9 protein-coding genes are annotated in these 13,294 nt (G+C 68.2%); 6 read left to right on the top strand and 3 right to left on the bottom strand.

Annotated elements, in window-relative coordinates:
• Positions 1-20: 20 nt before the first annotated feature.
• From FPZ61_RS08930 to FPZ61_RS08920, 3 genes are read left to right on the top strand one after another with little or no spacing between them, the layout of a single operon-like run.
• Entirely contained in the window at positions 21-1,247 is a 1,227-nt protein-coding gene (locus tag FPZ61_RS08930) for a hypothetical protein (RefSeq protein WP_185474805.1), read from the top strand.
• Positions 1,205-3,775: an ATP-dependent DNA helicase RecG gene (gene recG / locus FPZ61_RS08925; RefSeq protein WP_370594278.1), complete on the top strand. Its 2,571-nt coding sequence runs from the start codon at positions 1,205-1,207 to the stop codon at positions 3,773-3,775. The genes FPZ61_RS08930 and recG overlap by 43 nt, the downstream gene beginning before the upstream one ends.
• 34 nt (positions 3,776-3,809) lie before the next feature.
• Positions 3,810-4,544 carry a M15 family metallopeptidase gene (locus FPZ61_RS08920; protein WP_185466305.1) on the top strand — a complete coding sequence of 245 codons (735 nt, stop codon included), beginning with the start codon at positions 3,810-3,812 and terminating at the stop codon, positions 4,542-4,544.
• On the opposite strand, the gene FPZ61_RS08915 is transcribed toward FPZ61_RS08920, so the two are convergent.
• Entirely contained in the window at positions 4,514-4,891 is a 378-nt protein-coding gene (locus FPZ61_RS08915) for a hypothetical protein (RefSeq protein ID WP_185466204.1), read from the bottom strand. The genes FPZ61_RS08920 and FPZ61_RS08915 overlap by 31 nt on opposite strands.
• On the bottom strand, positions 4,891-6,753 hold the full coding sequence (sir, locus tag FPZ61_RS08910) for a sulfite reductase, ferredoxin dependent (RefSeq protein WP_185466202.1): 1,863 nt from the start codon (positions 6,751-6,753) through the stop codon (positions 4,891-4,893). Before sir ends, FPZ61_RS08915 begins: the two co-directional genes overlap by 1 nt.
• Positions 6,754-6,841: 88 nt before the next feature.
• Between sir and glyS the strand changes: the two genes are divergently transcribed.
• Positions 6,842-9,010 (top strand): glycine--tRNA ligase subunit beta, encoded by a 2,169-nt coding sequence (glyS, locus tag FPZ61_RS08905; protein ID WP_185466200.1) that lies wholly within the window; start codon positions 6,842-6,844, stop codon positions 9,008-9,010.
• Positions 9,011-9,040: 30 nt separating this feature from the next.
• Here the strand turns inward: glyS and chlP are convergent, their stop codons facing one another.
• Positions 9,041-10,450 (bottom strand): geranylgeranyl reductase, encoded by a 1,410-nt coding sequence (gene chlP, locus FPZ61_RS08900; protein ID WP_221629885.1) that lies wholly within the window; start codon positions 10,448-10,450, stop codon positions 9,041-9,043.
• Between the two features lie 119 nt (positions 10,451-10,569).
• Here chlP and FPZ61_RS08895 point away from each other — a divergent pair, with 119 nt between their 5' ends.
• Both FPZ61_RS08895 and typA read left to right on the top strand, forming a co-directional pair.
• Positions 10,570-11,316 carry a M15 family metallopeptidase gene (locus tag FPZ61_RS08895; RefSeq protein WP_185466198.1) on the top strand — a complete coding sequence of 249 codons (747 nt, stop codon included), beginning with the start codon at positions 10,570-10,572 and terminating at the stop codon, positions 11,314-11,316.
• A 172-nt stretch (positions 11,317-11,488) separates the two neighbouring features.
• Entirely contained in the window at positions 11,489-13,294 is a 1,806-nt protein-coding gene (gene typA, locus FPZ61_RS08890) for a translational GTPase TypA (RefSeq protein ID WP_185466196.1), read from the top strand.

The following is a 13,294-nucleotide window of genomic DNA, read 5'->3' as shown; positions in this document are numbered from 1 at the left end:
TGGAGACCAGCGCCACCGCGTTGTCCGAAGCCCGAGGGCACCTGGATCGGATTCGTCGGAGTCTGGCGGTGGGTCATCGGGACCTGTACCGCGACCTGGCCCTCTACCTCCAGGTGTTGCGCGAAGGCCTGCTGGACGCTGTTCAGCAGGCCGTTTTTCATGTGGCCACCCAGGTGGTCCCCGAGCGCTACCAGCAGCTCACTGACCTCCAGCGGCAGGAACTGCCCCGGCGGCTGGAGCAACTGGTCCACCGTTGCGGCTGCCTCCTGACCCTCGAGCAGCTCCTGGTGCTCGCCCGCCAGGTTCAGACCGAGAAGAGGCGCCAGGGGGAGCTGGAGCAACGGCGCCTCAACCAGGTCCTGGAGCAGATGTCCTCCGGGGCCGGATCCGACCCTGAGACGGACGATCAGGAGGAGCGTGAGGAGCCGGCCGGCTCGATCCGGCTGGATCTGAACCTGCCCCTCTCCGCCGAGCTGTTCTCCGCTGGTATCCCCGCGCTGGCCGGCCTCAGCGAGCTTCTCGAGGCCCCTTCCAACGACATCGGCGGGCACGAGAACCAGGACGTCGACCTCGAGGAGGGCGAAGAAGTCGAAGAGGACAGAGAAGACGACAGCGGAGCAGATCCGGTGGAGGGCGAGGCTGACGATCCCACCGACATCCTGCGCGCCCTGCTGGTGATGGCCAACCCCGGGGAGACCCAAGACCAGGGACCTGGCCTCAGCGGCCCGCACAGCGCGGACCCAGCTGAGTCACCCTCGAATGAGCCCGAAGGCAGCCGGAATGAACCGGGCCTGGTGCCGAGGCAGCCCCTGGAGCTGCTGGAGTGGTGGAAGGCCCTGGACCGTGCCCTGCAGCGGCGCCTGCGCAACCTGTCCCACGCCATCAACCTGGATCTGATCAAACTGGGGCTCACCCGCAGCCTGCTGCCCCTGAGCCTGCTCGACGCTGTCCTGCAGGGACAGCTGGAGGCCCTGCCGGCCCCGGCCAACCTGCTGAAGATCCAGTTGCCCTTCGGCACCCCCGACACTCCCGCGCAGGTGCAGGCCCTTGGGGTGCTGCTGCGCACAGGCGACATCGAATACGAGCAACCCCGCCTGCGCACCTGCCGCAAGCGCCTGGAGCAGCGACGGGCCAGCGTGCGCAAAATGGCTCAGCAGTACCGCCACTGGCAGCGGCGGGCCCGGGCCCTGGAAGCGGAACAGCAGTGGATGCAGGACAGCCAGTCCAGCCCCCAGGCCCCGGCCTGACCCCGGGCGAGTCGCCCGGTCCCGCCGCTGGGTCCTCCGAGGACCACGGGACCTGGATCACCACCCTGCAGCAGGCGCTGCAGCTGGAGGTGGAGCGCGGCTTCGAGAACCTTCAGGGCCGTCGGGAACGGTTCAGCGTGTTTCTCGAGCGCGAGTGCCGCCGGCCCCCTGAGGGTCTGATCCAGAGGTTGCCAGAGGCAGCGGCCGCCCTGGCCACCCTGGCCGACCTGTTCAGGCGCTACGACGACCTGTCCCAGGCCCAGCGCCAGTCGCTGCTGCGGCGTTGCCGGGAGCGGCTGCATGGCCTGCGCCGAAGCCTGAATCCTCCACGCCCACCCGGACCCCCTCGACTGAGGCTGGCCCCCTCGCCGGCGCCCTCCGGCAGCGGGGGCGCGGCAGCCCGCAGGACGGCCGGTCTCCTCCAACCCGACACCCCCCTGGGCGAGGTGCCGGGGATCGGACCGAAAACCGCCACGCGCCTGGCCAGCCTGGGGTTGCTGCTGGCCCGGGATCTGCTGCGCCACTACCCCCGCGACTATCTCGACTACGCCAATCTGGTGCGGATTCAGGAGCTGGTTCCCGGCAGCACGGCCACGATCGTGGCCACGGTGAAGCGCTGCCATGCCTTCGCCAGCCCCCGCAACCCCAGGCTGGTGATCCTGGAACTGCAGGTGCACGACATCACCGGACGGTTGCGGCTCAGCAAGTTCTTCGCCGGCAAGCGGTTCAGTTCCCCGGGCTGGCTCAAGGCCCAGCAGCGGCAGTTCCCCCCCGGCTGCAGCGTGGCCGCCAGCGGCCTGGTACGGCAGACCCCCTACGGACCCACCCTGCAGGATCCCCTGCTGGAAGTGCTCGACTCCCCGGGCACCCCTGTGCGCTCGCGCCGGATCGGACGGCTGGTGCCGGTCTATGCCCTCACCGAGGGGCTCGGCGCCGAACGTCTGCGCCAGGCCATCCAGACGGTGCTCTCCGCCGCGGCGCACTGGGGTGATCCCCTGCCGGCCGCCCTGCGGCAGCAGGAGGGTCTGCTGGATCGAGCCACGGCCCTGCGCGGGTTGCACGATCCCGCTGATCGCGAGGCACTCAGGGCCAGCCGCCACCGGCTGGTCTTCGATGAATTCCTGCTGCTGCAGCTCAGCCTGCTGCAACGGCGCCGGCAGCTGGCCCGGCGCCCGGCGCGGCCCCTTCGACTGCCCAGGGGACAGTCGAGCCTGATGGCCTCCTTTCTCGAGTTGCTGCCCTTCCAGTTGACCCAGGCCCAGCGGCGGGTGCTGGCCGACATTCAGGCCGATCTGGAGCAGGAGCAGCCGATGGCGCGCCTGCTGCAGGGGGATGTGGGCAGCGGCAAGACCGTGGTGGCCATCGCGGCCCTGCTCGTGGCCATCGAAGCCGGTTGCCAGGGGGCCCTGATGGCCCCCACGGAAGTGCTCGCCGAGCAGCATGCCCGCAAGCTGGGGGAATGGCTCAGCCCGCTGCACGTGAGCACGGCCCTGCTGACGGGATCCACCCCGGCAGGGCGTCGCCGCCAGCTGCTCCAGGACCTGGCCAATGGTCAGCTGCAGCTGCTGGTGGGCACCCATGCGCTGCTCGAGGATCCGGTGGCCTTCGCCCGGCTGGGGCTGGTGGTGGTGGATGAACAGCACCGCTTCGGCGTGCGCCAGCGTGACCGGCTGATGGGCAAGGGCCTGCAGCCTCACCTGCTGACCATGACCGCCACACCGATCCCGCGCACCCTGGCCCTCTCGGTGCACGGCGACCTGGAGGTGAGTCAGATCGATGGCCTGCCGCCGGGACGCACCCCCATCCGCACCCGCCTGCTGCGGGGGGGCCAGCGCCAGGAGGCCTACGAGCTGATCCGCGAGGAGGTGGCCCGGGGCCAGCGGGCCTATGTGGTGCTGCCCCTCGTGGAGGAGTCGGAGACCCTGGACCTGCGTTCGGCCGTGGCCGTCCACCACCAGTTGCAGGAGGAGGTGTTCCCGGAGCTGCGGGTGGGCCTGCTGCACGGGCGCATGCCGAGCCCCCGCAAGCAGGAGGCGATCGGTGCCTTTTCCAGCGGCCATTGCGATGTGCTGGTGTCCACCACCGTGGTGGAGGTGGGGGTCGATGTGCCCGAGGCCAGCGTGATGGTGATCGAGCACGCCGAGCGCTTCGGGCTGGCCCAGCTTCACCAGCTGCGGGGGCGGGTGGGCCGGGGGGCGGCCGCCTCCCACTGCCTGCTGATCAACGACGGCAAGGCAGGGCAGGCCCAGCAGCGGCTGGAGCTGCTGGTGCGCTCCAGCGACGGCTTCGAGATCGCCGAGATGGATCTGCAGCTGCGGGGCCCCGGGCAGGTGCTGGGAACCCGGCAGTCGGGGCTGCCCGATCTGGCCCTGGCCAGCCTCAGCGACGACGGGGAGGTGCTGGAGCAGGCGCGAGCGCTGGCGCGGCGGCTGCTGGAGCTCGATCCCGAGCTGGAGCAGCACCCTGGCCTGCGCCAGGCGCTGCTCGAGCAACGACAGCGACAGGCGGAAGCCGGCAGCTTGAATTGAGCCGTCCCCGCCACCCGCGCGCGTGAGCTCCGCCATGCTCAGGCCCTGGAGCCCGATTCCGATCCAGGAGTCCGCCGAACCCCTGGTGCCCCTGCCCGAGGCGTTGCTGCGCCTCGAGCCCCACCCCTACGCGTCGCTGGGGGCCCCCTACGGGGAGGGCCGCAGCCCTTTCCAGCTGCGTCGCGGCGTGGTGGAACGCCTGCTCAGGGCCCAGATCGAGCTGCAGCGCCAGCAGAGCAGCTGGTGTCTGGCCATCTTCGACGGCTGGCGGCCCGTACAGGTTCAGCAGTTCATGGTGGAGCACACCATCAGCAGCGAATGCCGGCGGCTGGGCGTGGACCCTCGGCAGAACAGCACCGCGCTGGAGGCGGTGACGGCGGAGGTGGGCCGCTTCTGGGCACCCCCCAGCCGGAATCCGGCCACACCGCCTCCCCACAGCACCGGTGCGGCCGTGGACCTCACCCTGGCGACCCGTGACGGCGAACCGCTCGACCTGGGCGGCGAGATCGATGCGATCGGGGCGGTCTCGGAGCCCGACCACTACGACCCTTCGAAGCGAGAGCAACGCCTTGAGGGCGCCAGAGGATCAGGCGAGCGTGAGCTGGAGTGGCACCGGCGGCGCTGCCTGCTGCGCGAGGTGATGACCGGCGCCGGCTTCGCCCAGCACCCCAACGAGTGGTGGCATTTCAGCCATGGTGATCAGCTCTGGGCCTGGCGGCAGGGGGAGGCCGTCGCGATCTATGGCGGCTGGGATCCTGGCAGGGGCTGACGCTGCAGCTCCCTCCAGATGCGGTCAGCCTCCTCACGGCTGATCAGCCCCTCGTTGGCGCAGCGCTTCAAGCTGGCCTCCCCCAGCTCCAGCTGCATCTGACGCAGGCGCTGCAGCACCTGCGGTGGTTGATCCGCAAATTGCTGCAACTGGTTCCGGTAGGCCTTGAGCAGGTGCTCCTCCCGGCAGGTGTCACCGTCGGGCTGATAGAGCCTGACGGGAGTTTTCGGTCGTGGGGGCATCGTGCGCGCCTCGAGCGGCGGGATCCCTGAACCGCTGGCCAGCAGGGCCAGGCTGGCGAAGCCCGCCAGCAGAGCGGCAGGGCCGGGGCGGCACGGCGCCGCCATCAGCTGGCGGCGGGGAGCAGGTCCTGAATCCGCTCGGCCCCGAGGCCGGAGACGAACTGGCCGAAACTCTGGCGACCACCCTCGCTCTTCCAGCGCAGAAGCAGGGGCTCCAGGGTGGACTCCAGCTCGGCCAGAGGCATGCGTTCCAGATAAGGAGCCGCCAGCTGGGTGAGGTTGGGAGTCCCCCCCAACCAGAGCTGGTACTGCTCGACGCCGCTGCCCACCAGGCCGACTTCGGCCATGTAGGGCCTGGCGCAACCGTTCGGGCAGCCGGTCATGCGCACGAGCACCGGACGCTCGATGCCGAGCCGCTGCAGCTGCGCCTCGAGGCGCTCGAGCACGGAGGGCAGGATCCGCTCCGATTCGGTGATCGCCAGTCCGCAGGTGGGCAGCGCCGGGCAGGCGATGGCATGGCGTGCCAGCAGGGAGGGCGATTCCGGGGCCTCGAAGCCAAGGGCGGCCAGGGCCTCCTTCACGCTGCTGCGCTGGGAGGTGCCGATCGAGCAGAGCAGAAGATCCTGGTTGGGCGTGAGCCGCACCTCCAGCTGGTAGGTCTCGATCAGCCGCCGCAAGCCGCGCTTGCGCTCACCCTCCAGCCGTCCGCAGAGCAGGGGCAGCCCCACGAACCAGAGACCACGGCTCTGGCGGTGCCAACCGAGGTAGTCGTCCAGGCGAGGCTTCGGTTCCGCCCGCAGGGGCTTGATCGGCGCCTTCAGGTAGCGGCTGAGCTCCTGGCGGAACCAGTCGACCCCGCGGTCGTGGATCAGGTACTTCATGCGGGCGTGACGCCGCTGGTTCCGGTCGCCATGGTCACGCTGGAGGGCCACGATGGCCTGCACCAGATCGAGCACATCGTCGGCCGCCACGTAGCCGAGTGGGTCGGCGGTGCGGGCGAAGGTTTCCTCCTTGTTGTGGGTGCGGCCCATGCCACCTCCCACGTAGACGTTGCAACCGCGCAGGCGGCCCGAGGGATCGGTGAACGCCACCAGGCCGATGTCCTGGGTGAGCAGATCCACGGAGTTGTCCCCTGGCACCGTCACGGCCACCTTGAATTTGCGTGGGAGGTAGGTGCCTCCGTAGAGCGGCTCGCTGGGGTCGCCGCTGTATCCGGCCCCCTCCTGCTGCCGCCGGCGGGCGCGTTTCACCGCCGCGGTCGGTTTGAAGCGGTAGCTGTGGTCACCATCGACCCAGAGATCCAGGTACGACCCCTCGGCCGCCACCGGAGCGATCAGGTCGGCGATCTCATCGGCCAGGCGCCTGGCGACGGGGTACCCGCCCTTCTCGAAGGGAGCGGCCGGAGCCATCACGTTGCGGTTGATGTCGCCGCAGGCGGCGAGGGTGGAGCCCATCGAGCGCACGATCGTGCCGATCACCTCACGGATGTCGGCCTTGGCGACGCCATGCATCTGAAAGGCCTGACGGGTGGTGAGCCTCAGGGTGCCGTTGCCGAGGCGATCGGCGAGGTCATCCATCGCCAGGTAGAGCGGCACTGGAATGCGACCGGCGGGGCTGCGCAGGCGCAGCATCATCTGCCAGTCCTTCTCCTGGCCCTTCTGACGGTTGTCGCGGTCGTCCTGCTGGTAGCTGCCGTGGAACTTGAGAATCTGAACAGCGCCATCGGTGAAGAAGGGCTTCTCGTTCTCCAGTTCGGTGGCCAGAGGCTCCCGCAGGTAGTCGCTGGCCGCCTTCAGCCGCTCGAACTTGCTGGGGGGCTTGGTTGCCGCTTCGGGGTCGCCATGGCCGTTGCCGGCGGCCCCTGGCCTGGCGGGAGAGGCTCGTTCCTCAGCAACCCCTGACTCGGTTTCAGTCTGCGTACGGCCGATCCCTGACGACCTGCGATGACGTTCGGGGGTCAGGGTCACAACAGGGGCACCAGCGTCCTTTGAAGGTAGCGAAGCAGGGTGGGGCTGACGGGCTTTCAATACAGTCACAGGCTGCTGAGCTGTGCGAGTGGCCACGTTCCTGCTGGAAATCGGAACCGAAGAACTGCCGGCCGATTTCGCGCGCCTGGCTCTGCCCCAGCTGGAGCAGCAGGTGCGTCACGACCTGGCCGCCCAGCGCCTGCCCCATGGCCTTGTCCAGGCCACCGGCACACCGCGGCGCCTGGTGGTGCGCGTCGCCGATCTGCACCTGGCTCAGGATGACCTGGCGGAGGAACGCAAGGGTCCACCCGCCGCCCAGGCCTTCGTGGATGGACGACCGGGCCCGGCCGCCATCGGCTTCGCCAACCGCTGCAGGGTCGATCCAGCCAGCCTGGAGGTGCGCCAGACCGCCAAGGGCCCGTTCGTGTTCGCCCGGATCCTGCAGCCGGGTCGCCCCAGCGCGGAGGTGCTGGCGGAGCGCATCCCGGCCTGGATCACCGGCCTGCAGGGGAGACGCTTCATGCGTTGGGGCGAAGGGGAGCTGCGCTTCAGCCGGCCGATCCGCTGGCTGGTGGCCCTGCTCGATCAGCAGGTGATTCCCCTGGTGCTGGAGGGCAGTGATCCAGCGATCCGCAGCGGCCGGATCAGCCGCGGCCATCGGCTGTCGGAGCAGACGCCGGCCATTGCCGACGCCGACAGTCACAGCGCAAGCCTGGCTGCCGGCGGCGTGCTCGTGGAACGCCAGCAACGGGCCGACTGGATCCGCCAGCAGGTGCTTGAGGCCGCCACAGCGGCCCAGGCGCGGCCTGACCTGCCCGAGGAGCTGTTCGAGGAACTGGTGGATCTGGTGGAGAGCCCAAGCCTGATCGAGGGATCGGTGGAGCCGCGCTTCCTGGCCCTGCCGCCGGAGGTGCTGAGCACGGTGATGCGCAGCCACCAGCGCTACGTTCCCCTGCGCCGTCTGGATGCGCCGGAGGATCCCCTCGCCCTCTCAGCCGAGGCCAGCCTGCTGCCCCGCTTTCTCTGTATCGGCAATGGTCTGCCGGAAGCGGCCGACACAGTGCGGCGAGGCAATGAACGGGTGCTCAAAGCCCGCCTGGCCGATGCGGAGTTCTTTCTGGAAGCCGACCGCGCCATCACCTGCGAGCAGCGGCGCCAGCGCTTGGCCAGCGTCACCTTCGCGGATGGCCTCGGCAGCCTGCTCGATCGCAGTGATCGCCTCCACTGGCTGTGCGGACTGCTGCTGAAGCACCTCTCCCTGCCGCCGGAGAGCCAGGTCGCGGCCCTGCGGGCGGCGCACCTCTGCAAGCACGATCTGGTCAGTCAGATGGTGGGTGAATTCCCGGAACTGCAGGGGGTGATGGGGGCCAAGTACGCCCTGGCGGAGGGGGAATCCAGGGACGTGGCCCTGGCGGTGCTGGAGCATTACTTGCCGCGGGGCGCTTCGGATCAGCCGCCCGCGTCGAGTGCCGGGGCGGTGGTGGCCCTGGCCGAGCGCCTGGAACTGCTGCTCAGCATCTATGCCAAAGGAGAACGACCGAGCGGCTCCTCGGATCCCTACGCCCTGCGCCGGGCAGGCAATGGCGTGTTGCAGATCCTCTGGGAGCGGGGCTGGTCCCTGGATCTGGTCAGCCTGCTGGAGCAGGCGACAGCCCACTGGGCCCAGCGACTGCCCGAGCTGGAGATCGAGGCCCCCGCTCTCGCCGCCGAACTGGTGGAAGCCCTGCGCCAGCGCATGGTCTCCCTGTTCGACGAGGAAGGCTTCGATCCCGACCTCGTCCAGGCCGTGGCGGGGGATGGGGTCCCAGCCCAGCGCCTGCTGGGCGACCCGATCGATGGGCGTCAGCGCCTGACCCTGCTGGCGCACTTGCGCCGTGACGGCCAGCTGGCGCCGGTGCAGGCCGTGGTGCAACGGGCGGCACGGCTGGCGGTGAAGGGAAACCTGCCAGCCGATGTGCTGAGCCCGGCGGCGGTGGTGGATCCGGCGTTGTTCAGCTCCGCCAGCGAGGCAGGCATGCTGCAGGTGCTGGAGGAGCTGGAGCCGATCCTGGCGGTGCGGAACCCCGAGGTGCGCTACCGCGAGCTGGCCAGCAAGCTGGCCGAAGGGGCCGTGGCCCTCTCGGCCTTCTTCGACGGGGCCACCAGCGTGATGGTGATGTGCGACGACCCAGCCGTCCGCAGCAACCGCCTGAACCTGCTCGGGCTGTTGCGCAACCAGGCAGGGGAGCTGGCCGACTTCAGCAGGCTCAGCAGCTGAGGCTGGAGGGGACCAGCCTCAGCTCTCCCCTCAGCCCTTGGCCGCCAGCGCGGGTTCCCGCTGCTCCTTGCTCACCTCAGGGGTGGCCGCCACAGCACTGGCTGGGGGCTCACCCTTGGCTCGGCCCACTCCCTGCTGCTGCTCCGATTCCTGAGCGAGGGTGGCCAACCAGGCTTCCATTTCCTCAGGACTGCGGACCACGCTGGGCACGGGTTTGTAGGACTGTGGGGCCAGGGCATTGCCGCGCAGCACCGCACCGAGGGTGAGCAGGGTGAGCTTGATCTGCTGCCATGGGTTCATCATCACCACCCGCTTGTAGAGGTAGCTGTCGAAGGTGAGCCGCTGCACGTCCTTGTCGTCGCACATCTCGACGAAAGCCTCCCTGGCCGCATCATTGCGGTAGAAGATGTTCTGGAGAATTTCCAGCACCTTGTAGGTGGCCCCGTACTGCTTGTCCCACTTGCGGATGTAGACCTTGAGGTCGGATTCGGTGGGAATCCTGCTGCCGGAGGCACTGGCGGCAACGATCTGCTCGGCGCACATGCGCCCGCTCTTGGCGGCGAAGTAGATCCCTTCCCCGGAGCTCTTGGTGACGTAGCCGGCGGCATCGCCCACCAGAGCCATCCGACCCACCACCCGACGGGGCCTGGGATGCTCAGGAATCGGGTGGGCCTCCACCTTGATCACCTCACCACGCAGCAGCCGTGCACTGGCCCGCTTGCGGATGCCCTTCTGGAGGCTCTTGATGAGGGCCTGATTTTTCTGCATCGTTCCCGTTCCCACGGCCACGTGGTCGTACTTGGGGAAGACCCAGGCATAAAAATCAGGGGAGACGTCGGTGCCGACGTACATCTCGGCCAGATCCTCGTAGTAGCTCATCTCCTCCCTGGGCAGGCGGATCCGCTCCTGAAAGGCGATGGCCACGTTGTAGTCGCCCGCATCCATGGCCTTGGCCACCCGGCTGTTGGCTCCATCCGCTCCCACGATCAGGTCCACCTCGAGGCTCTTGATCTCGCCGGTTGGGCCACCGCCGGAGTAGTCGGCATAGTGCAGGGTGTAGGGACCCTGGCGCGATGAGCCGGTGTCGATGGACTGAACGAGACCATTGATCAGGTGGGCTCCAAGATCAGCCGCCCGGTTGCGCAGGAAACCGTCGAGGATTTCCCTCCGGCACATGCCGATGTATTCGTCCTTGTTGTCGAGATGAATATCCACCTCACGATTGGAGGGGGAGATCATGCGCATGTTGCGAACCTTCCGGTCGATGATCGACTCGGGCAGGTCGAATTCCTCGACCATGCAGAGCGGAATGGCTCCACCACACGGCTTGGCGTTGTCAAGCTTGCGCTCGAACAGCCAGGTCTCAATTCCAGCCTTCGCTAGCACTTCGGCTGCGCAGGAACCGCTCGGGCCGCCACCCACCACTGCGACTCGCAACATCTTGAAACCTGCTCCGCGGGAATGATCCTTGGGCGCGAAGCTAACACCCACGCCCAGTTCGATGCTGGTCAGGCCAGGGCTGACACCTACGATTGTGTCGAAGTTTGTTACGAGGTTGCGTGCCCCCGCAAAGGCCGCAGCGCCTGAAGCGCGATCAGCAGCGCGAGGATCTGCCGGTGGCACGCCGCTCCCTGCCCGAGGGCCGTGGCCGCAGAGGTCTGCTCAAGCCCGTGGCCACCACGATCGGCGTCCTGCTGGCGGTGGCGGGCGCCGGGGTGGTGCTGTTCCTTCAGCCGCTGCGGCGCTGGCTGGCGCCGCCCCCGGTGCCTGGCCTGGAGGCGCGCCAGAGCCTCGACGGCCGCCTGCTGGGCCACTTTCCCTACCCCGAAGCGGGCAGCAGCCTGCTGGTGGCGGTGGCCCCGGGGCTGAAGCTGCGGCCCGAGGCCGCTGAAGCGCTGCTGGCGATGCAGCGGGCTGCCGCCGACGATGGTGTGGACCTGCGCCTGCTGAGCGCCTTTCGCTCGATCGAACTGCAGCAGGGGATCTTCTTCGATGTGAAGGCGGAGCGGAACCAGAGCGCCCAGGAGCGGGCCGAGGTCAGTGCACCACCAGGGTTCTCCGAGCACAGCACCGGCTACGCGGTCGACCTCGGGGACGGCGCCAACCCCCAGAGCGACCTGAGTGAAAGCTTCGATCGCACGGCCGCCTTCCGCTGGCTCGATGCCAATGCCAATCGTTTCCATTTCCAGCTCTCCTTCCCCAGGGGCAACAGCCAGGGGGTGAGCTACGAGCCCTGGCACTGGCGCTATGAGGGGTCGCTCGAGGCCCTGCGCCTGTTCGAACCGGCCCGCCAGCTGGGAGGTTGAGCGGCCTGGCAGACCAGCGGCTGAGCCGTGAAGCGCACCTGGCGCATCCGGATCTGGCGCATCTGCTCCTTTAACTGATCAGACCGGAGGCTCTTCGGTGGTGCTGGGATAAGGTGATGGATTGTTGCAACCGTTTCGGTTGCTGCCGACAAGATTAAGCGAGAGATCCCGTATGAGCGCCAATCAGAGCGCACCGATTCGCAACATCGCGATCATTGCCCATGTGGACCATGGCAAGACCACCCTGGTGGATGCCCTGCTTCAGCAGTCGGGCATCTTCCGCGAAGGGGAGGCCGTGCCCACCTGTGTGATGGACTCCAACGACCTGGAGCGCGAGCGCGGCATCACGATTCTCTCCAAGAACACCGCCGTCACCTACGGCGACACCCGCATCAACATCGTCGACACCCCTGGCCACGCCGATTTCGGCGGTGAGGTGGAGCGGGTTCTGGGCATGGTCGACGGGGCGCTGCTGATCGTGGATGCCAACGAGGGCCCGATGCCCCAGACCCGTTTCGTGCTGAAGAAGGCCCTGGAGCAGGGTCTGCGACCGATCGTGTTCGTCAACAAGATCGACCGGGCCCGGGTGGATCCCGAACAGGCTGTCGACAAGGTGCTGGATCTCTTCCTCGAACTGGGCGCCGACGACGACCAGTGCGACTTCCCCTACCTCTTCGGCAGCGGCATGGGCGGCTACGCCAAGCCGGACATGGCCACGGAGAGCGAAACCATGAAGCCGCTCTTCGAGGCCATCCTGCGCCACGTGCCACCGCCGGTCGGTGATGCCACCAAGCCCCTGCAGTTGCAGGTCACCACCCTCGACTACTCCGACTTCCTCGGGCGGATCATGATCGGGAGGGTGCACAACGGCACGATCAAGTCGGGCCAGCCGGCGGCCCTCATCCGCGACGACGGCAGCATCAAGCGCGGCCGGATCAGCAAGCTGCTGGGTTTCGAAGGGCTGGCCCGGGTGGAGATCGCCGAGGCCCGTGCCGGTGATCTGGTGGCCGTGGCCGGGTTCGACGAGGTGAACATCGGCGAGACCATCGCCTGTCCCGAGCATCCCGAGGCCCTGCCGCTGATCCGGGTGGATGAACCCACCCTGCAGATGACCTTCGTGGTCAACGATTCCCCCTTCGCCGGCAAGGAAGGCAAGTTCGTCACCAGCCGCCAGCTGCGCGACCGGCTGCAGAAGGAGCTGCTGACCAATGTGGCCCTGCGGGTCGAGGACACCGATTCCCCGGATCGCTTCGCCGTCAGCGGCCGTGGTGAGCTTCACCTGGGCATCCTGATCGAGACCATGCGCCGGGAAGGCTTTGAATTTCAGGTGTCCCAGCCCCAGGTGATCTTCCGCACCATCGATGGCACCCCCTGCGAACCGGTGGAGACCCTGGTGATGGATGTCCCCGAGGAGGCCGTCGGCAGCTGCATCGAGAAGCTGGGCATGCGCAAGGGCGAGATGCAGAACATGGAAACAGGCAGCGATGGCCGTACCCAGCTGGAGTTCGTGGTTCCGGCACGGGGGCTGATCGGATTCCGCGGAGAGTTCGTGCGCGCCACCAGAGGCGAGGGGATCATGAGCCACTCCTTCTTCGAATACCGCCCGATGCAGGGTGATTTCGATGCCCGTCGCAACGGGGTGCTGATCGCCTACGAAGAGGGGACCGCCACGTTCTATGCCCTCAAGGGCGCCGAAGACCGTGGCCAGTTCTTCATCACCCCTGGCACCAAGGTGTACAAGGGCATGATCGTCGGCGAGCACAACCGTCCGCCCGACCTCGAGCTCAATGTCTGCAAGGCCAAGCAGGTCACCAACATCCGCTCGGCCGGCGCTGAGGTGCTTGACACCCTGCAGTCGCCGATCCAGATGACCCTGGAGCGGGCACTCGAATACATCGGCCCCGACGAAATGCTGGAAGTCACCCCGGAGTCGATCCGGCTGCGCAAGCTGCCGGCGAAGAAGCCCGCCAAACGGTGA

Origin of the sequence: Synechococcus sp. BSA11S (genome assembly GCF_014224355.1) — a bacterium.
GTDB lineage: Bacteria > Cyanobacteriota > Cyanobacteriia > PCC-6307 > Cyanobiaceae > Regnicoccus_A.
The sequence above is the reverse complement of the archived record's forward strand: the minus strand, read 5'-3'. Positions and strand labels throughout refer to the sequence as shown.

Bases quoted from the DNA above. Each gene is read 5' to 3' on its own strand.
- FPZ61_RS08920 (WP_185466305.1), top strand. From the start codon at position 3,810: ATGCTCAGGCCCTGGAGCCCGATTCCGATCCAGGAGTCCGCCGAACCC.
- FPZ61_RS08915 (WP_185466204.1), bottom strand. From the start codon at position 4,891: ATGGCGGCGCCGTGCCGCCCCGGCCCTGCCGCTCTGCTGGCGGGCTTC.
- typA (WP_185466196.1), top strand. From the start codon at position 11,489: ATGAGCGCCAATCAGAGCGCACCGATTCGCAACATCGCGATCATTGCC.
- chlP (WP_221629885.1), bottom strand. From the start codon at position 10,450: ATGTTGCGAGTCGCAGTGGTGGGTGGCGGCCCGAGCGGTTCCTGCGCA.